The organism is Pseudomonas sp. NPDC096950, assembly GCF_044762525.1.
Taxonomy (GTDB): Bacteria; Pseudomonadota; Gammaproteobacteria; order Pseudomonadales; family Pseudomonadaceae; genus Aquipseudomonas.
Map to the genome: position 1 here is coordinate 380,808 of NZ_JBIWEL010000003.1, position 17,594 is coordinate 398,401.

A 17,594-nucleotide genomic window follows, 5' to 3' on the forward strand; every position below is an offset into this window, starting at 1 on the left:
GTTGGCGTCCTTTTATCGTGTTTTGGTGGGGAGGGCGGCGGTATCGGCCGCACCGCGGGCCAGGGCAAAAATGCCGTCCATGCGCCAGTGTTGATTGGTGTGTGTCGGGTCAGCGGCCCACTCGTCCCAACCCGAATCACGCCGGTACTGGCCGAGCAGACCGGCGCTGCGGACCGCTTCGGGGTCGGGATGGCGCGCCTGTTCGCAGTCGGGATCGACGTACAGCGCATCGCTGGCGCAATACAGTTCGCACATGAAGCAGGTCTGGCAGGCTTGCTGGTCGATGATCCGTGGCCGGGCCTGTGGGTCCAGCCCCAACGCATTGGTGGGGCACACCGCGACGCATTGGCCGCAGCCGCTGCACAGGTCCTGATAAATCAATTCGATCATTGGGCGTGACCTTGTGGCTGTGGGGTGGCGGCGAGCACCGGGTCTTGGCGAAGCCAGGGTTGATCGACGCCAGCGATGCGCAGGTGCGCGTCGAATAACGGATTCTGTTCAGGGGTGTCGCTGCGCTGGTGCATGCCACGGCTTTCCTGGCGTTGTTCGGCGGCGCGATAGCACCAGCGCGCGGTCGCGGCCATGGCGGCGATTTCCCGGGCCTTGAGCGGGTTGTGCGGATCGGCCGGGAGCCCGTCGCGCACTTCATCCCAGACGTTTTCCAGTGCCTGCAGCGAGCGGTCGATCTGCTGGCCGGAACGGAACAGGTTTTTGTCCAGCGGGTGGGTTTCGGCCTGAATGCGTTGAATCAAGTCATTGGGGCGCGTCTGGGTAAGCGCTGCACGAGGTTGCAGACCGACGCCGTTGAAACCTTGGAGTGAAGCGCTGTGGGCGGGCTTTTGCCGTGCCAGTTGTGCGGCACCGCGTCCGGCCCACTGCCCGGAGGACAGGGCCCAGGCGGAGTTCTGGGCTCCGCCGCCGGAGGTGGCCCCGGCGATCAATTCGCGACTGGCGGCATCCCCGGCGGCGAACACGCCGGGCACGGTGGTCTGGCAGGCGTCATCGATCACCCGCAGCCCGCCGACGCCGCGAATGGTGCCTTCGGCGTGCAGCGTGACGGCGAATTTGTCGCGATACGGGTCGATGCCTCGACGGTCGAACGGCAACATCACGTTCGGTTGAATGCTCGGCAGCTGCACACGGATCTGCGCCGGGACGCGATTCAAGCGGCAGTACACCGGGCCATTGAGCAAGGCGCGGGCGAGGGCGTTGGTGAAGTCCGGGCCTTGCGGGATATCGAGGGGGCGGTCGGCGGCGTCGAAGTATTCGCCGAAGCTGTAAATCATTGAGCGAGTCATGCTGCTGCCTGCGGCAGCGATGCAGTAATAGCTGGAGAATTCCATGCCGGACAATTCAGCACCGGCTTCGGCTGCCATCAGGTATCCGTCGCCGGTATTGGTGTGGCAACCCAGCAACCGCGAGAGGAACGCGCACCCGCCGCTGGCGACTACCACCGCGCCGGCGCGGATCCGCCAGTCGCCGCCGGCTTGGCGACGCCAGCCCCGGGCGCCGGCCACTTCGCCCTGATCGTTGCGCAGCAATTCCAGGGCCGGGCTGTGATCGAGAATGGTCACGCCGCTGTCCTGCACCAGGCGGCGCATGCCGCGCAGGTATTCCGGGCCGCGCAGCCCGCGATACTGGGTCACGCCGTGTTCGTTTTGCGGGAAGTCGTAGTAGCCGGCGAGGGGCGGCAGGCTGTTCCAGGTGGTGTCGATGATGCGCGCCATCCAGCGTGCATCCGCCAGTCCGTGGGCGCTGGCCAGGCGTTTGCCGATGGCCGCTTCCCGCGCACCGGGCAGTGGCGGCACCCACCAATGACCGGGGCCGGCGCTGGCCGTGACCCCGCTGGTGCCGCAATAACCTTTGTCGACCAGCACCACCCGCGCGCCTTCACGGGCAGCAGCGACCGCCGCCCACGTACCGGCCAGGCCGCCGCCGATCACCAATACATCGGTGACCAGGTCGAGGGTCGGTTGGGAGGGGGTGTTTGACGTCATGAAATGCGGGCTCCAGGCGAGTGTTGGTGTTGTGGTCACCTCCGCCTGGAGAAAGGGGTTGGTCTGGGTTTGACGTTATCTCTATAAAAAGCAGTTGGGAAAGTCTTTCTGGTTATATGCTAATTATTAAGTAAGCTGATTATCGTTGTTTGTAATATTAAATAAATGCATTTAGTGCGATCGAAGACAGCAACGCCAACGCAGACCCCCCCTGTGTGAGCGGGCTTGCTCGCGAAGGCTGCGTGTCAGTCACCATTGATGTTGAATGGGAAACCGCTTTCGCGAGCAGGCTCGCTCCCACAGGGGATCTTAGTCGGGCACTAAATTTGTGAGCGCGGCAAGCCCCTTGTGGGAGCGAGCCTGCTCGCGAAGACGGTGGGTCAGCCACCATTGATGTTGAATGGGAAACCGCTTTCGCGAGCAGGCTCGCTCCCACAGGGGATCTCTGTCGGGCACAAAATTTTTGAGCACAGCAGGCCCCTTGTGGGAGCGGGCTTGCTCGCGAAGGCTGCGTGTCAGTCACCATCGATGTTGAATGTGAATCCCCATTCGCGAGCAAGCCCGCTCCCACAGGGGATCTTTGCCGAGCATAAGTTTTGCGTACACAGCAGACCCTGTGTGGGAGCGGGCTTGCTCGCGAAGGCGGTGGGTCAGGCACTCTCAATGTTGAAGGTGAAACCCGCTCCCACAGGTCTGTACCGTCAAAAGTTGTAAGCCAACCGCGTGTAGTAATACGCCCCGCCAAATCCAAACGGTGAAAACTGTCCGTATTTGTAGCCGCCGGCCCAGTCCTTGATACCGTTTTTGTCCGGGTACACGTTGAACAGGTTGTTCGCGCCCAGCGCCACGGTCAGGTGTTTGGTCAAGTCGTAGGCGGCGTCCAGGTCGGTGATCCATTTGGCGCTGAATTTGCGGTCGTTCACCGGGTTGTTGTCGCCCTCGGTGTAGCTGCCGAAGCGGGTCAGCGCCAGGTTCAGGTTGTAGTCGGTGACTTTCCAGTTGGCGGCCAGGATCAGTTTCGATTGCGGCGTGGCAACGGTCAGGTCCTTCTGCAAACGGCGATCGAACAACTGGTAATTGGAGCCCAGGCTGGTGAGTTTGGCCGGGTTGTCCTGGAGTTTTTCGATCTTGGTCTGGTTCCAGTTGTAGGCAGCGCTCCAGCGCACTTGGCCGTACTCATCCAGTTGTTGGCGGTACTCGTTGATGATGTCGATGCCGCGCGTGCGGGTGTCCACCGCGTTGGTGTAGTACTGGGCAAACAGTCCCGGCGACAGGCCGTTGGCGACGAGGATTTGCGAAACCGCCGGGCCGCCCAACAGGCTGGTGGACACGATGCGGTCGCGGATGCCGATCTGATAGAGGTCGGTGGTCAACCGGTAGTTGGCCGTGGGGTCGTAGGTGAAGCCGAGGCTGTAGTTCAGGGATTTTTCCGGCTTGAGTTTTTCCGCGCCCAACGCCTGGGCTTCTGGGGTGTCCACCGGCAACACCTTGACCGGCACCGAAACCTGCTCGCCATTGACCACGCCGCCAGAGGTGAACGTGGACGAGGCGTAAATGGTCTGCGCCAGGGACGGTGCGCGGAAGCCGTTGTTGACCGTGCCGCGCAGGGCGAAGGCATCGGTGATTTTGTAGCGGGTCGAGAACTTGCCGCTCCAGGTGCTGCCGATGTCCTGGGTGTAATGCTCATAGCGCGCAGCGGTGCCGACGTACCATTTATCCGTCACGTCCAACCCGAGGTCGACGTAGCTGGCGACGTTGCTGCGACTGATTTCCCCGGCATCGGCGGTGCTGGTGCCGTTGTAGGAGGCCAGGCCCGGCAACGGTGTGCGGCCGGCAAACGGTCCGCTGGGAATCACATAGTCACCGGGCGTATACGACGCAAAGTCACCCGGCTCAATCTGGTATTTCTCCCAGCGGTATTCGAAACCGAACGAGGTTTGCAGCGGATTTTTCAGGCCAATGTCGAAACCGCGACTGAAGTCGAGGTTGTTGGTCCACTGATCGAAAATCTGCGACGCCAGGTTGAACGAGGTCGGGCTGGTCGGCCCCAGGGACGGGTTGAGGGTGTTGTTGGCATTGAGGGTCGAGTCGTCCTCGCCCCAGGTCGAACTGGCGTCATAGTTCCAGCCACCGACCTCACCCTTGAAGCCGCCCGCCACTTGAAAGTCGATGGTGCGGTTGCGCCGTTGGGCGTGAATACCATCGGGGTAGGGCGTGTTCGGGTCGCCGGCCAGGGATGTGATGTCGTTGGGTCGATAGTTGCCGGTGACCTTGGTGGTTTCCATGTAGCTGGCGGTAGAGAACGAGTAGAACTTCAAATCATCCTGGATTGGCAATTCGAGGTTGTAGCTGGCGTTGGTGACCTTCTCCCGGCCCAATCCGTAACTGGGGTTCCAACCGTGGCGATTGACGGTCTGGTCACGGCTGTCGGGGAAACCGGGTGATGAATACAGGTTGCCCGTGGCACTGCCGGTGCGGTCGAAAGGCTCCTGTTCCTTGCTGTCCAGCGCCAGGTTGGCGAAGCCGTCATTCGGCAGCGCCAGGCCGTAGTTGACGGTTTGATGCACAGTGTCGCCATCGCCACTGCCGTAGCGCCCGAAAGAGGTTTCGGCGCTGCCACCGCTGTCGTTTTCCTTGAGGATGATGTTGATCACTCCGGCGATGGCGTCCGAACCATATTGTGCCGAGGCGCCGTCGCGCAGCACTTCGATATGATCGATGGCGGAGACGGGAATCAGGTCGAGGTTGACCGGTACCGCCGCCGTGCCAATGCGGGCCAGGTTGTTGATCAGCGCGGTGTTGTGCCGGCGCTTGCCGTTCACCAGCACCAGCACCTGATCCCCGGACAGACCGCGCATGGTCACGCCGCGCACCGACCAGGACGTCCCGCCGCCATTGATCGCCGGCAGGTTGAAGGACGGCAGCAGGCGCGCGAGCAGTTCCTTGAGACCGACCTTGCCGCTGGCCTGCAATTGCTCGGCGCTGATCACATCGATCGGCGAGGGGCTGTCGGTGATGGTGCGCGGTTGATTGCCGCGGTTGCCGGTCACCACCACGGTGCTCAGGGTCTTGTCCGGCTCGCTGGTTTCGGCGTGGACCTGAAGGCTGGCCGTCAGCAGGCTCAAGGCTGCGGCGGCGTAATAATCGTATTTCACTCGGGAGCTGGATGAGGTCATGACGCGAATTCCTGAAAGATTGCACGCACAGGCAAAAATACCGATCAGCTAAAAATCGCTAGCCAAACATGCCTCCCGTAGCAGCTGCCGAGGCACGAGGCTGCGTTCGGCTGCGAAGCAGTCGTGAAATCAGGCGACGCGGTGTTTCAGGAAGACCGCATGCTCAGGTTTTACGACTGCTGCGCAGCCGAACGCAGCCTCGCAGGCTCGGCAGCTGCTACGGGTCGTGTAATGGCTAATTGATCGGCATTGGGTTGCCAGGTCTTTTCTTGGGGTTTGCGGTCAGGCCGCGTTGGCGCGTTTTACCCGATGGGGAATGTCGTCATAAGCGATCAGCACCCGTTCCATGCGGCGCGGATAATCGCCGTAGTTGTAGACCGGGTAGTGCAGCGTCGAGCGGTTGTCCCAGAACGCCACGGAGTTTTCACGCCATTTGAAGCGCACCTGATGCTCGGGTTTGTTGAATTCCAGCAGCAGGCGATCGATCAGTTGCTTGCTCTTTTCCGGCGTCCAGCCGATCACCGAAGGGTTCTGCGAGAAATTGATGAACAGGCCATCCTCGCCGGTTTCCGGGTGGGTGCGCACCAGCGGATGCGCGAGGATCGGATAGTCGTAGCCCACCTTGTCCAGGGCTTTCTTGAAGTCGTGGACCACATACAGATCATCGATTTCTGCGCGCAGCTCATCGGGCAAGGCGCGATACACCGCGCCGGTGTCGGCCCACAAGGTATCGCCGCCCACCGGCGGCAAATCCACGGCGCGCAATATTGCGCCGAGGGTCGGGCGCAGCAGCCAACTGGTGTCGGTGTGCCAACGGCCGCTGATTTTCGGGCCGTAGAGCTTGCGTTCATCCTGGGCTTGAATCAGGTGTGCTTGTGGTTGCGTCGGGTCGTTTTGCTGGGTGGTTGGGTGAACGTACAGCTCACCGAATTCCCGGGCGAAGGCGATCTGCTGTTCGGTGCTGATCACCTGGTCGCGAAAAAAAATCACTTTGTGTTCGAGCAGCAACTGGCGCAGTTCATCACGCAGGGCCGGGGTCAGCGGCTGGCTCAAGTCGATGCCGCTGATTTCGGCGCCGATGGTCGGTTCCAGGCGGGTGACGTGTAAGGTCGGTTGAGGCTGTAAGTCAGTGCGGTGCAAGACTGCGGTCATGGTGAAACTCCTCTCGGTTGTGGGTTCAGCCTCCGCCTGGAGAGGGGTCGGATGTTTGTGTGTGTGACGGGTTTTTGTAGCAGCTGTCGAGCCGCGCGAGGCAGCGTTCGGCGGCGAAGCCGTCGCAAACCCTGCGCCCGCGGCTTACCTGACACACCGCATAGTCTGATTTCACGACGGCTTCGCCGCCGAACGCTGCCTCGCGCTGCTCGGCAGCTGCTACAACGGGTTGTTGTTAGATCACAAAAAAGCCATGGGTAGCGTCGCGGGCCAGTTGCGCCACCAGGCCATATTCCCAACCCAGATAGGCTTGCATCGCTTCGCGTGGGCTGTCGGTGCCTTCGTACGGGCGGCGATAGCGGTCGATGCGCGGCGAGGCCAGGTGCGTTTCGCCGTCTTCCAGCGGCAGTTGCGCAGCGACCCAACTGGCGGTGCCACCCTTGAGCAGGAACACCGGTTTGCCGGTCAGGGCCTCGACATCGGCGACGGCCAGCCGCGCCAACTGGCTGCTGCCACAGGTCAAGACATAACGTTCTGCCTTGGGGGCGTTGGCCAGGGCTTCACGCAATTGCCCGCGCAACGCCCACCACGCGCCGGGGATGTGGCGCTTGACGTAGTTGGCGCTGCTGGTGAAATCCAGCACCACGCTATCGCCGTGGGTCAGCCATTCGGCCAGGGTGTCGGGGCTGATTTCCTCGGCCTGTCGGGGCGCAGGGACCGGCGCCTGCCAGGCACCTTTTTCGCTGAAATGCGCAGGCTGCACGTCGTCCAGCACATGCACCTCCCAACCCAGTTGCGAGAGCCAGGACGCCGACATGTTGGCGCGCACGCCGTCGTCATCCACCAGCACCAGGCGCGCACCGCGCACGCTGGCGAAGTGATCGGTTTCCTGCACCAGTTGACCACCGGGTGTCGAACGAGCGGCGGGCAGGTGGCCGGCTTCGAATTCTTCCGGCGTGCGCACATCGAACAGATACGTAGTGCGGGTCGATTCCTGCTGCCAGCGCTGAAGATCCGCCAGGGTGGCTCGACCAACCAAGGCTTTGTCGGCAACGCGACGGGCATCCTGGGCGGCAATGTGGCGGTGTTCTTCGCTGGTCGGTGCAAACCGGCGCGATTGGCCGTGTTGCAGTTGTTGACCGGCGAGGGTCCAGCCGATGGTGCCGTTGCGCAACGCCGATACCGGGTTCGGAATCCCCGAGTTGATCAACGACTGGGTGCCGATGATGCTGCGGGTGCGACCGGCGCAGTTGACGATGATCCGCGTCGCCGGGTCTGGCGCCAGTTCGCGGGCGCGCAACACCAGTTCCGCCCCCGGGACGCTGATGCCGGTGGGAATGCTCATGGTCTGGTATTCGTCGAAACGCCGGGCATCCAGCACCACCACGTCAGCTTCACTGTCGAGCAGCGCCTGAACCTCTTCCGCCGCCAGGGACGGTGTATGGCGCTGGCTTTCCACCAGTTCGCCAAAGGCTTTGCTCGGCACGTTGACGTCGATAAACAACTCGCCACCGGCCCGGCGCCAACCGTCCAGGCCACCTTCCAGCAGGGCGACATTCACGTAGCCCAACCCTTGCAGGCGCTGCGCCGCGATCTGTGCCAGGCCTTCGCCGTTGTCGTAGACCGTCACGGCAGTGTCGAGCCGTGGAATCCGCGAGTACACCTCCAGCTCCAGTTTCGACAAGGGAATATTGGCCGCGAACAACGGGTGCGCCTCGGCGAAGGGCGCTTCTTCACGCACATCCACCAGGGCAAGTTCTTCCTTCTTCAGCAGAGCCTTGCGAATGTCGGCGAAGGTGCGGGTCAGTACGTTGCTCATAGGGCTTGGCTCTCTTTGGAAAGATCCCAGATGTTGGGGAGAAAGGCGTTGGAATAACCGGAGATAAACAGTTTCTCGCTGCCGTCGGGCTGATACACCGCGCGGCGCACCGCACCGATGTTGGCGCCATACACATGGATGCTGATGGACACCTGATCTTCAAAGGCGTTGCTGACTTGATGGATGTCGCCAATCTTCGGCGACACGGCTTCGACCTGACCGGGTTGCAACTGAATACGGTTGCCCTCGGGCACCAGCGTGCCGTCGGTATGGCGGGCGTAACCCTGGGAATATTCTGCGCCGCGCAACATGCCGATCAGGCCCCAGACCCGATGATCGTGGATCGGCGTGCGTTGCCCCGGCCCCCAGACAAAACTGACCACACTGAAACGCTGCCGGGAATCGGCGTGCAGCAGAAATTGCTGATAGCGCTCCGGGTCAGGGCGGGCAAAGTCTTCCGGCAGCCAGTCGTCGTGGCTGACCAGTTGGCCGAGCAGCTTGCCGCCGCGATGCAACAGGTCACCCTCGCGCGGATTGCTGTCGATCAATTCCGCCAGGGCGCCTATGAATGCTCTGAGTCTCTCCGGGTGTCGGGCCTGGGTCATGGCGATTCCATCATTGGTTTCGAAGGTTGTTGTGGTTATCTAAGCATAATGATTGGTCTTAATATGCAATTTTTATATGATTAGGTTATAGCTGAAAGGAATTTAGAACTCGATTGAATAGCGTTAATCGTTATCGATATGGGCACCTGAAGCTTCGGGCTATCCAGATGCCAGCAATGGAACTATGCTTTTCAGACATCTTATTGACTGTTCTCTATGTGCGGCCCAAATGAAAATTGATGATATCGATGCCTTCGTCGAAGTGATCCGTTGCCAATCCATCAGCCATGCCGCCGAGTCGTTGCAGCTGACTCAACCCGCCATTACCCGGCGGGTGCAGAACTTCGAGCAAGCGTTGGGCGTGGAATTGTTCGACCGCAACACCAAACCGCTCAAGCCTACTTTGATCGGAACCCGGGTGTATGAACAGTGCCGTTTGATCCTGCGGGAAATGGACGCATTGCGCGAACTCGTGGCGACGGACGCACCGCCCACCGGGCTGTTGCGCCTGGGTGTGCCGCAAACTATCGGCGATGTGGTACTGCTCGATGCCCTCAAGCACCTGCGCGTCGAATACCCGGAATTGCGCGCTCAAGTGGCGACGGGTTGGGGCAGTCAATTGGTCGGCAAGATCGAACGCGGTGAACTGGATGCGGCGGCGGCGCTGTTTCCGGCGGGCAAGATTTTCCCGGACAACATCGTCGGCGAGTCCATCGGCAAGATGGAACTGGTGGTGGTCTGCGCCAAGGCGCAAGTGCCCAAGCGTCCGTGCAAACTGGCCGACGTTTACCAGAGTGGCTGGGTCCTCAATCCCGACGGCTGTGGCTTCCGCGCCGGGTTGCAGCGGACCTTGTCGGATCAAGGCCTGGCTCTGCGGGTCAATCTGGAAACCTTCGGCACCGAGCTGCAATTGGGCCTGGTCGCCGATGGCCTGGGCCTTGGTTTAGTGCCGCGTCCGTTGCTGGAGCGCAGTGCGCATTTCGATCAACTGGCGGTGGTGCCGCTCAAGGATTTCAAACCGGTGATGGACCTGTGGCTGATCTATCCGCATTTCCTTGGCAACCTGCAAGGGCCGGTGGATGCCTTCGGCAAACTGGTCGCCGGGTCGCTGCAGAAGATCAAGAGCGCCGCATGACGGCGGGCTGAAGACATAAAAAAAAATGATAATTAGCTTAGATTAAAATGTGCTTTTTATTATTTTTTGCCTTCCCATAGGCTGGCTGCAATTCTTAAGGCCATCCAGGAAGTTTTGCCATGAGCAGCGTCAGCCCGTTGTCCAGTGTCTCGAAAAATGTTCGCCAGCGCGTCACCCCCGAAGAATGGGAAGTGCGGGTCAAACTGGCCGCGGCCTATCGATTGGCGGCGTTGTTCAAGTGGACCGATCACATCTACACGCACTTTTCCGCGCGAGTGCCGGGGCCTGAAGAGCATTTCCTGATCAACGCCTTCGGGCTGTTGTTCGATGAAATCAGCGCCTCCAACCTGGTCAAGGTCGACCTCGACGGCACCATCGTCGACGACCCGACCGGGCTCGGTATCAACTACGCCGGGTACGTGATCCACAGCGCCATCCACGGCGCGCGTCCCGACCTGCAAGCGGTGTTGCACACCCACACCCGCGACGGTATTGCAGTCTCGGCCCAGCGCGACGGACTGTTGCCAATCTCCCAGCATTCCATCGCATTTTCCGGGCGAGTGGCCTATCACGGTTACGAGGGGATCGCCCTGGACCTGGACGAGCGTGAACGCCTGGTGGCGGACCTTGGGGACAAAAGCGTACTGATCCTGCGCAACCACGGTTTGTTGACGGCGGGTGTCAGCGTTGAACACGCGTTCCAGCAACTGCAGAGCCTGGAGCGTGCCTGCAATATTCAGATCGCGGCCCAGGCGGGTGGCAACGCCGAACTGGTGTTCCCGCCGGCCGAAGTGGTGGCCAAGGTCGAGAAACAGGCGGAGGCGTTCAAGAGTGGCGACGGGCCGGGTGTGGCGCGGCATTGGAATGCGCTTGTTCGGCAACTGGAGCGGACCGATACGGCTTACAAGGATTGAATCGACACCACAACCCCTGTGGGAGCGGGCTTGCTCGCGAAGGCGGAATGTCAGTCACTATCAATATCGACTGCCACACCGCCTTCGCGAGCAAGCCCGCTCCCACAGGGGATTGTTTATGGCTCGCGATCCGCCAGCTCTTCCAGAAGATCCGCCGAAGGCACAAAGAACAACCCACCCGTGACCGCCGTGCTGAAGTCCAGCAAACGGTCATAGTTGCCCGCCGGCCGGCCGACAAACATGTTCTCCAGCATCAGTTCAATCGGCTCCGGCGAGCGCGCATAGCCAATGAAATAAGTCCCGAATTCGCCCGCGCCGGGCCGGCCGAACGGCATGTTGTCGCGCAGGATTTTCACTTCCTGGCCATCCTGGGTGATGGTGGTCAAGGCGCTGTGGGAATTGCTCGGCTTGGCCGCATCATCGAGTTCGATATTCGACAGTTTGGTCCGCCCGATCACGCGCTCCTGCGCCTCGACAGACAGCGCGTTCCACGCATCCATCTTGTGCAGGTACTTCTGCACCAGCACGTAGCTGCCGCCGGCAAACGCCGGATCTTCATCACCAATGAGGGTGAATTTGGCCATGTGCCGATCATCCGGGTTCTCCGTGCCGTCGACAAAACCGATGATGCTGCGCATGTCGAAATAGCGGAAACCCTGGACTTCATCGACCACCGACACCGCATCGCCGAGGGCCGAGAGCAATTGCGTGGCCAGTTCGAAACACAGGTCCATCTGGTCCGCACGAATGTGCAGCAGGATGTCCCCCGGTGTTGCCACCGCGCGCCGTCCTTCGTCGCCGAACTCGCGGAAGGCGTGCAGCGAGGCCGGACGCGGGGCGCCAAACAGCGTGTCCCAGGCACTGGAACCAAAGCCGCAGACGCAGGACAGGTAACCTGTCGGCACGCGCTTGCCGACGGAGCGGGTGAGGGCGGCGATGTCACCGCACCAGCCCCGGACTTTCTCCGCGGCATCGCTGCCGGGCGCCAAGGTGGCCACGATGAAAATCGCGCTTTTTGTGATCGGTGCGCAGACGGCTTGAGGATCAGGCGTTGGGTTGGTCATGGTGTGAGCACTGTCATCGTTGCGAAGTGCAAAGACAGTAGCAGGATAAAGGCTGTGAATCAGCCTTCGAGACACCCGGGCGGGGTGTCAGGTGAGATGTTTACCGGCTGACAGGCCGCCTTCGCGAGCAAGCCTGCTCCCACAGTGGTTTGTGGTTGTACAGAAAAATTGCGAACGCAACAGATCCCCTTGTGGGAGCGAGCCTGCTCGCGAAAGCGGTGTATCAGCCAACATCAATATGGAATGTGAAACCGCCTTCGCGAGCAGGCTCGCTCCCACAATAAATCACCGGCGGACACAAACTCTGCACACGCAGCTAATCCTGTGTAGGAGCAAAGCTTGCTCGCGAAGGGGCCCTCACATGCACCGCCGAATCAAGCCATTTACGCCACTTTTTCCTCCGCCTGCCGCTCGCGCTCGGCCACCAATTGGCGAACCAGCGGGATCAGACGCTTGCCATAGTCGATAGCATCATTAAGCGGATCGAAACCGCGAATCAGGAACGTAGTGATGCCCAGGTCGTAATAGTCGAGCAACGCTTCCGCCACCTGTTCCGGCGTGCCAACCAGCGAGGTCGAATTGCCCTGCGCCCCTAGCAGCCCGGCAATCCCCGTCCACAGCCGCTTATCCAGCCGCGAGCCCTGGGCCGCTGCCGCCAACAAACGCCGGGAGCCTTCATTCGGCGGTTCCCTCCGCACAAAACCATTCTTTTGCGCCAACGCCGTAGCCTGTTCCAGGATGCTTTCGGCACGTTCCCAGGCCTGCGCTTCGGTGTCCGCCAGGATCGGGCGCAGCGACAGGCTGAAGCGAATGCTGCGCCCATGCTTGGCTGCTTCGGCGCGCACCTGGTTCACCACTTCGCGCACCTGTTCGTAGGTTTCACCCCACAGCGCATAAACGTCCGCATGCTTGCCCGCCACCGCGATGGCCGCTGCCGACGAGCCGCCGAAATACAGCGGGATGTGCGGCAGCTGCGGCGACTTCACGGCCGAATGCGCCCCTTCGACCTGGTAGTACTTGCCCTGATAGTCGAAGGGCTTTTCGCTGGTCCATTCCTGGCGCAGCACGTCGAGGTATTCATCGGTACGGGCGTAGCGCTCGTCCTTGCCGATGTGGCTGCCATCGGCCCGCAGTTCGCGATCATCGCCGCCGGTGATGATGTGCACGGCGGTGCGGCCGCCATTGAACACATCGAGGGTATTGAATTGCCGCGCGGCGAGAGTCGGCGCAGCGAAACCCGGGCGATGGGCGATCAGGAACTTGAGGTTTTTCGTCACGCTGGCGGCGTGGGAGGCAATCAGCGTGCTGTCCGGGCTGTTGGAGTGGAACGCCACCAGGGCGCGGTCGAAACCGGCCTCGTCGTGGGCGCGGGCGACGGTCTCCACATAGTCGGGTTGCAACACCGGGCCGCTGCGCGGATGGATTTCCGAGGAATGGTGGCCGCCGATGTAGCCGATAAATTCGATGCTCATGCTGAGTTCCTTGTCTTTGGATAGGCGTGATTCACCTCCGCCGGGCAGGGGGTCGGTCCGTGGTGTCGAAAGTAGGCGCAGTGGGGCGGGGCTGTGAAATGCCGTTTTGTTCTAAGTTAATTATTAATTTAGCGAATCATAATAAATTGAAGATATCAGTAATCCGCATTTTAATCCGGGTCAGAGATGCACGCGGCGAAGGGCGCGGGCTGAACGCTTTAATTATGCAAATAATTTATCTGGATCATGCGCTATCTGATTTTTAATCATATTAGGTTATTCCCAAAAAGAATTTCACTGGCGTTTTTTATGCGAATAGCATGAATCCGAAGCCATGTTCTTGATGAGGAAGGAAGCCTGATGACCGAAAAGACCTTCGATACACCGAGCGCCAGCAGCTCATTTTCCGTCAACAAGGCGATTGATAGCCCACGTGCGTCGCGGCTGATCCCCAACTGGCTGAGCAATTGGCGAACCCCGGAAGTTTTCCTGCGCTTGCTCAGCCCGATCGCGCTGCTGTTGTTATGGGAACTGGCGTCACAGTTCGGCCTGATCCCGCAACGGGTGATTGCCGCGCCGTCGCAAATCGGCGGCACGCTGTGGGCAATGATCATCTCCGGCGAGCTGGGCAAGCATTTGCTGGTGTCCCTGCAGCGTGCGCTGTTGGGCTTGAGCATCGGGGTCAGCGTTGGCGTGGTCGCGGCGCTGATCACTGGCCTGTCGAAGCGCGGCGAAGTAATCCTCGATTCGCCAATGCAGATGCTGCGCACCATTCCTTCCCTGGCGCTGGTTCCGCTGTTCATCCTCTGGTTTGGCATCGGCGAGTTCACCAAGATCGCGCTGATCGTCACCGGTACGACCTTTCCGGTTTACCTCAACCTGTTCTCCGGCATTCGCAACATCGACCCCAAATTGATCGAGGCCGCCAACACCCTGGGCCTGAATCGTCGCGAGTTGATCTGGCACGTGATCCTGCCGGGCTCCTTGCCTTCGTTTTTTGTCGGCTTGCGTTATTCCCTGGGGATTTCCTGGCTGGCCCTGGTGTTTGTCGAGCAGATCAACACCACCGCCGGCATCGGTTTCCTGGCCAGTGATGCCCGGGACTTCATGCGCACTGACGTGATCGTTATTTGCCTGTTGATTTACAGCGTCCTCGGTTTGTTGATCGACGGACTGATCCGCACGCTGGAGCGTTTCGCCCTGGCCTGGCGCCCATCTTTTGTGAGGAACTGACATGTCGAATATCGATATTCTGGACGCACCGTCAACAGCGCCGGTGCAACTGCGAAACGTAGTGCGCCAGTTCGGCCAGCAACGGGTCATCGATGGCCTGGACCTGGACATTGCGCCGGGGGAGTTCGTCGCATTGCTCGGGGCCAGCGGTTCCGGCAAGACCACGTTATTGCGCAGCCTGGCCGGGCTCGACAGCATCGACAGCGGCCAGTTGCGCGTGCCCAAGGCTCGGGCCGCGGTGTTCCAGGAGCCACGCCTGATGCCGTGGAAACGCGCCTGGAAAAACGTGATCCTCGGCCTGCACATCCCGAATGCCAAGGAGCGTGCAGTGCAAGCCTTGACCGAAGTGGGGCTGGCCCATCGCCTGGAAGCCTACCCGGCAACCCTCTCCGGCGGCGAAGCCCAGCGAGTGGCCCTGGCCCGTGGCCTGGTGCGCGAACCCAAGCTATTGCTGCTCGACGAACCCTTCGCCGCCCTCGATGCCCTGACCCGAATCAAGATGCATCGGCTGATCATCGAACTGTGGCGCAAACACACCCCGGCGGTGCTACTGGTGACCCACGATGTGGACGAAGCGATCCTGCTCGCCGACCGGGTCATTGTGCTGGCCGACGGCAAGATTGCCGAGCAGTTGACCATCGACTTGCCCCGCGCCCGCGACACCGGGCAGGACGGTTTCCAGGCGATTCGCGCACGCTTGCTGAGCCTGCTGGGCGTCGAAGTGGAAAGCGCTGCGGTGGCTGAGCGTCAGCCTGTGCTTCGGCGGTTTGCCCATGCTTGATCGACCTCTATGGAAATCCGCGGTGCTGTTGCTGTCAGGTGCCGCGCTGTTGCTCGGTGGCTGCGGTGACGCCATCGAACCAAAAAACCAGGCGGACTTGTCCAGCGTCAAACTGATCCTCGGCGATCAAGCCAAGGGCCTGCGCACGGTGGTCGAAGCCGCCCATGCGCTGGAGGGCATTCCCTACAAGGTCGAGTGGGCGAATTTCCAGGGCGCCGCGCCGTTGTTCGAAGCCTTGCGCGCCGGTGCTGTGGACCTGGGCCCGGCCGGTGATACGCCGGTGCTCGCCGCCGCTACCGGTGGCACGCCGTTGCGCATCGTCGCGGTACGCCGGAGTCAATCCCGAGGCATCGGAATCCTGGTGCCGCAGGATTCGCCGATCCACAGCATCGCGGATCTGAAAGGTCGCAACGTGGTGGTGTCATCGGCACGGGGCAGCATTTCCCAGTACCTGTTGATTCGTGCCTTAGCCAACGCCGGGGTCGATGAGAAGGACGTCAACGTCGGTTTCGTCCTGCCCACCGACGCCTTGTCCGCGTTCAACGCCGGCAAGATCGAAGCCTGGGCCACGTTCGGTATTTATCAGGCGTTTGCCGAGCAGCAGGGCGCCCGGGTGTTGATCAGCGGCGAAGGGATCAACACCGGGCTGACGTTTATCACGGCGTCGGATGAGGTGCTGACCGACCCGCTCAAACGCCAGGCCCTCAGCGATGTGTTGCAGCGCTTCGCCAAGGCGTTCGAATGGGCGCGGCAAAACCCCGACGAGTACGCGCGGGTATTCGCCAAGGCCAATGATGTACCGCTGGAAGTCTCGCAGCGGCTGCGCAGTTGGGGCGATGAGTCGCTGGTGCCGGTCGAGCCACGGGACGTCCAGGCCTTGCAGCAGGTGGATGATTTATTCGTCGAGAAGAAGATCTTTCCGCACCGTGTAGACGTAGAAAAATTCACCGATGCGCAGGTGTTTTCCAGTGAGTCATTGGCGCTGAGTCGAAGCACTTCCGCCCAATAAAACCGGGTTGATCCTCAACAACGCTGCTGTTTCGAACAGGGGCGTTTTTGTGCTTCTAAACCGGAAAAAGCCTGGGTGAAGCGAACCTAAGCTAATGCAAAAAAGATATTTATTACGAGTTTTTAAGATCGTTTAGCTTGGATGCATCGCCACACAAAACATCGTTTCACATGGGAGTGAATCATGCCGCATCCACTGGACATCACCACCTTACCGACCCTCGACCTGTCATTGCTCGACGGATCACCGGCCCAGTGCCAGGACTTTCTCGACGACCTGCGCCACGCCGCACGGGACGTGGGTTTTTTCTACCTGACCGGGCATGGCATCGACAGCGATTTGTTGAGCCAGGTGCAAGATCACGCCCGTCAATTCTTTGCCCTGCCGGACAGCGAAAAAGCCGCAGTCGGTATGATCAACTCGCCACACTTTCGCGGCTACAACCGCGCCGCTTCGGAGATCACTCGCGGCAAGCCGGACTTGCGCGAACAGTTCGATCTGGGCGCCGAGCGCGAGGTGTTGCCGCAAGATGAAAACAGCCCGTTCTGGGCGCGTCTGCAAGGCCCCAATCAATGGCCGGACGCACTGCCGGCGCTCAAGCCGTTACTGCTGGATTGGCAGCACGCCATGACCCGCATGTCCCTGCGCCTGCTACAGGCTTTCGCCCAGGCGCTGGCGTTGCCAAGCGACGCGTTCGACCGCTTGTACGGCGACAAACCCAACGAGCACATCAAGCTGATGCGCTATCCGGGGCAGGGGCCTGGCGGCAGTCACCAAGGCGTCGGCGCGCACAAGGATTCGGGCTTCCTGAGCTTCCTGCTGCAAGACCAGCAGGCCGGTTTGCAAGTCGAGATCGAAGAGGGCCGCTGGATCGATGCGCTGCCTCGGGACAACACCCTGGTGGTGAACATCGGCGAATTGCTGGAGTTGGCCACCAACGGTTACCTGCGCGCCACGGTGCACCGGGTGGTGTCGCCGCCCAAGGGCAGCGAGCGCTTGTCGATCGCGTTTTTCCTCGGCGCGCAACTCGACGCGGTGGTGCCGCTGTATCCCTTGCCCACGGCGCTGTTGCGCGAAGCGCGAGGCCCGGCGAGTGATCCGGACAATCCATTGTTTCGCGATGTGGGCTGGAACTACCTCAAGGGCCGCCTGCGTTCCCATCCCGATGTGGCCCAGCGTTTTTACGCCGATGCACTGATCCCCAAAGCACTGTCTGCTTAATCAAAAAGGACTGCGA

At 61.0% G+C, this 17,594-nt stretch carries 14 protein-coding genes; 6 read left to right on the forward strand and 8 right to left on the reverse strand.

The features are described from left to right. Nucleotides 1–12 precede the first annotated feature (12 nt). The 6 genes from ACIQY3_RS08875 to ACIQY3_RS08900 form a co-directional block, all read right to left on the reverse strand. Nucleotides 13–390: a ferredoxin family protein gene (locus ACIQY3_RS08875; protein ID WP_403018606.1), complete on the reverse strand. Its 378-nt coding sequence runs from the start codon at nucleotides 388–390 to the stop codon at nucleotides 13–15. Then, nucleotides 387–1,997, reverse strand: coding sequence for an FAD-dependent oxidoreductase (locus ACIQY3_RS08880; protein WP_403018607.1), 1,611 nt, complete (start codon nucleotides 1,995–1,997; stop codon nucleotides 387–389). The genes ACIQY3_RS08875 and ACIQY3_RS08880 overlap by 4 nt, the downstream gene beginning before the upstream one ends. A 701-nt stretch (nucleotides 1,998–2,698) precedes the next feature. After that, entirely contained in the window at nucleotides 2,699–5,173 is a 2,475-nt protein-coding gene (locus ACIQY3_RS08885; protein WP_403018609.1) for a TonB-dependent receptor plug domain-containing protein, read from the reverse strand. Between the two features lie 282 nt (nucleotides 5,174–5,455). Further along, entirely contained in the window at nucleotides 5,456–6,325 is an 870-nt protein-coding gene (locus ACIQY3_RS08890) for a TauD/TfdA dioxygenase family protein (RefSeq protein ID WP_403018611.1), read from the reverse strand. A gap of 235 nt (nucleotides 6,326–6,560) precedes the next feature. After that, nucleotides 6,561–8,144, reverse strand: a complete 1,584-nt coding sequence (locus ACIQY3_RS08895) for a rhodanese-related sulfurtransferase (protein WP_403018613.1) — start codon at nucleotides 8,142–8,144, stop codon at nucleotides 6,561–6,563. Then, complete coding sequence (locus tag ACIQY3_RS08900) at nucleotides 8,141–8,749, reverse strand: cysteine dioxygenase (protein WP_403018614.1); 609 nt, start codon at nucleotides 8,747–8,749, stop codon at nucleotides 8,141–8,143. The genes ACIQY3_RS08895 and ACIQY3_RS08900 overlap by 4 nt, the downstream gene beginning before the upstream one ends. Nucleotides 8,750–8,978: 229 nt before the next feature. Between ACIQY3_RS08900 and ACIQY3_RS08905 the strand changes: the two genes are divergently transcribed. Both ACIQY3_RS08905 and ACIQY3_RS08910 read left to right on the forward strand, forming a co-directional pair. After that, nucleotides 8,979–9,884 (forward strand): LysR family transcriptional regulator, encoded by a 906-nt coding sequence (locus ACIQY3_RS08905; RefSeq protein ID WP_403018617.1) that lies wholly within the window; start codon nucleotides 8,979–8,981, stop codon nucleotides 9,882–9,884. A gap of 119 nt (nucleotides 9,885–10,003) precedes the next feature. Next, nucleotides 10,004–10,798: a class II aldolase/adducin family protein gene (locus tag ACIQY3_RS08910; RefSeq protein WP_403018619.1), complete on the forward strand. Its 795-nt coding sequence runs from the start codon at nucleotides 10,004–10,006 to the stop codon at nucleotides 10,796–10,798. Between the two features lie 116 nt (nucleotides 10,799–10,914). Here ACIQY3_RS08910 and ACIQY3_RS08915 read toward each other — a convergent pair whose 3' ends face one another. Together ACIQY3_RS08915 and ACIQY3_RS08920 are read right to left on the reverse strand one after the other, a co-directional pair. Then, a complete protein-coding gene (locus tag ACIQY3_RS08915; protein WP_403018621.1) occupies nucleotides 10,915–11,862 on the reverse strand; it encodes a Dyp-type peroxidase in 948 nt (315 codons plus the stop codon). Nucleotides 11,863–12,245: 383 nt separating this feature from the next. After that, nucleotides 12,246–13,334 (reverse strand): LLM class flavin-dependent oxidoreductase, encoded by a 1,089-nt coding sequence (locus ACIQY3_RS08920; RefSeq protein WP_403018623.1) that lies wholly within the window; start codon nucleotides 13,332–13,334, stop codon nucleotides 12,246–12,248. Nucleotides 13,335–13,694: 360 nt separating this feature from the next. On the opposite strand from ACIQY3_RS08920, the gene ACIQY3_RS08925 reads away from it, so the two are divergent. The 4 genes from ACIQY3_RS08925 to ACIQY3_RS08940 all read left to right on the forward strand — a co-directional run bounded on the left by ACIQY3_RS08925 (nucleotide 13,695) and on the right by ACIQY3_RS08940 (nucleotide 17,578). Beyond that, nucleotides 13,695–14,567 (forward strand): ABC transporter permease, encoded by an 873-nt coding sequence (locus ACIQY3_RS08925; RefSeq protein WP_401322061.1) that lies wholly within the window; start codon nucleotides 13,695–13,697, stop codon nucleotides 14,565–14,567. A 1-nt stretch (nucleotide 14,568) separates the two neighbouring features. After that, entirely contained in the window at nucleotides 14,569–15,348 is a 780-nt protein-coding gene (locus tag ACIQY3_RS08930) for an ABC transporter ATP-binding protein (RefSeq protein WP_403018625.1), read from the forward strand. After that, nucleotides 15,341–16,357, forward strand: coding sequence for an ABC transporter substrate-binding protein (locus tag ACIQY3_RS08935; protein WP_403018628.1), 1,017 nt, complete (start codon nucleotides 15,341–15,343; stop codon nucleotides 16,355–16,357). The genes ACIQY3_RS08930 and ACIQY3_RS08935 overlap by 8 nt, the downstream gene beginning before the upstream one ends. A 183-nt stretch (nucleotides 16,358–16,540) precedes the next feature. Next, nucleotides 16,541–17,578: an isopenicillin N synthase family dioxygenase gene (locus tag ACIQY3_RS08940; protein ID WP_403018630.1), complete on the forward strand. Its 1,038-nt coding sequence runs from the start codon at nucleotides 16,541–16,543 to the stop codon at nucleotides 17,576–17,578. Nucleotides 17,579–17,594: the final 16 nt, after the last annotated feature.

What these genes read in the sequence shown, in the direction of transcription:
- ACIQY3_RS08885 (WP_403018609.1), bottom strand. Translation starts at nt 5,173, where the DNA reads ATGACCTCATCCAGCTCCCGAGTGAAATACGATTATTACGCCGCCGCA.
- ACIQY3_RS08915 (WP_403018621.1), bottom strand. Translation starts at nt 11,862, where the DNA reads ATGACCAACCCAACGCCTGATCCTCAAGCCGTCTGCGCACCGATCACA.
- ACIQY3_RS08900 (WP_403018614.1), bottom strand. Translation starts at nt 8,749, where the DNA reads ATGACCCAGGCCCGACACCCGGAGAGACTCAGAGCATTCATAGGCGCC.
- ACIQY3_RS08895 (WP_403018613.1), bottom strand. Translation starts at nt 8,144, where the DNA reads ATGAGCAACGTACTGACCCGCACCTTCGCCGACATTCGCAAGGCTCTG.
- ACIQY3_RS08910 (WP_403018619.1), top strand. Translation starts at nt 10,004, where the DNA reads ATGAGCAGCGTCAGCCCGTTGTCCAGTGTCTCGAAAAATGTTCGCCAG.
- ACIQY3_RS08925 (WP_401322061.1), top strand. Translation starts at nt 13,695, where the DNA reads ATGACCGAAAAGACCTTCGATACACCGAGCGCCAGCAGCTCATTTTCC.
- ACIQY3_RS08905 (WP_403018617.1), top strand. Translation starts at nt 8,979, where the DNA reads ATGAAAATTGATGATATCGATGCCTTCGTCGAAGTGATCCGTTGCCAA.
- ACIQY3_RS08930 (WP_403018625.1), top strand. Translation starts at nt 14,569, where the DNA reads ATGTCGAATATCGATATTCTGGACGCACCGTCAACAGCGCCGGTGCAA.
- ACIQY3_RS08875 (WP_403018606.1), bottom strand. Translation starts at nt 390, where the DNA reads ATGATCGAATTGATTTATCAGGACCTGTGCAGCGGCTGCGGCCAATGC.
- ACIQY3_RS08890 (WP_403018611.1), bottom strand. Translation starts at nt 6,325, where the DNA reads ATGACCGCAGTCTTGCACCGCACTGACTTACAGCCTCAACCGACCTTA.
- ACIQY3_RS08920 (WP_403018623.1), bottom strand. Translation starts at nt 13,334, where the DNA reads ATGAGCATCGAATTTATCGGCTACATCGGCGGCCACCATTCCTCGGAA.
- ACIQY3_RS08935 (WP_403018628.1), top strand. Translation starts at nt 15,341, where the DNA reads ATGCTTGATCGACCTCTATGGAAATCCGCGGTGCTGTTGCTGTCAGGT.
- ACIQY3_RS08880 (WP_403018607.1), bottom strand. Translation starts at nt 1,997, where the DNA reads ATGACGTCAAACACCCCCTCCCAACCGACCCTCGACCTGGTCACCGAT.
- ACIQY3_RS08940 (WP_403018630.1), top strand. Translation starts at nt 16,541, where the DNA reads ATGCCGCATCCACTGGACATCACCACCTTACCGACCCTCGACCTGTCA.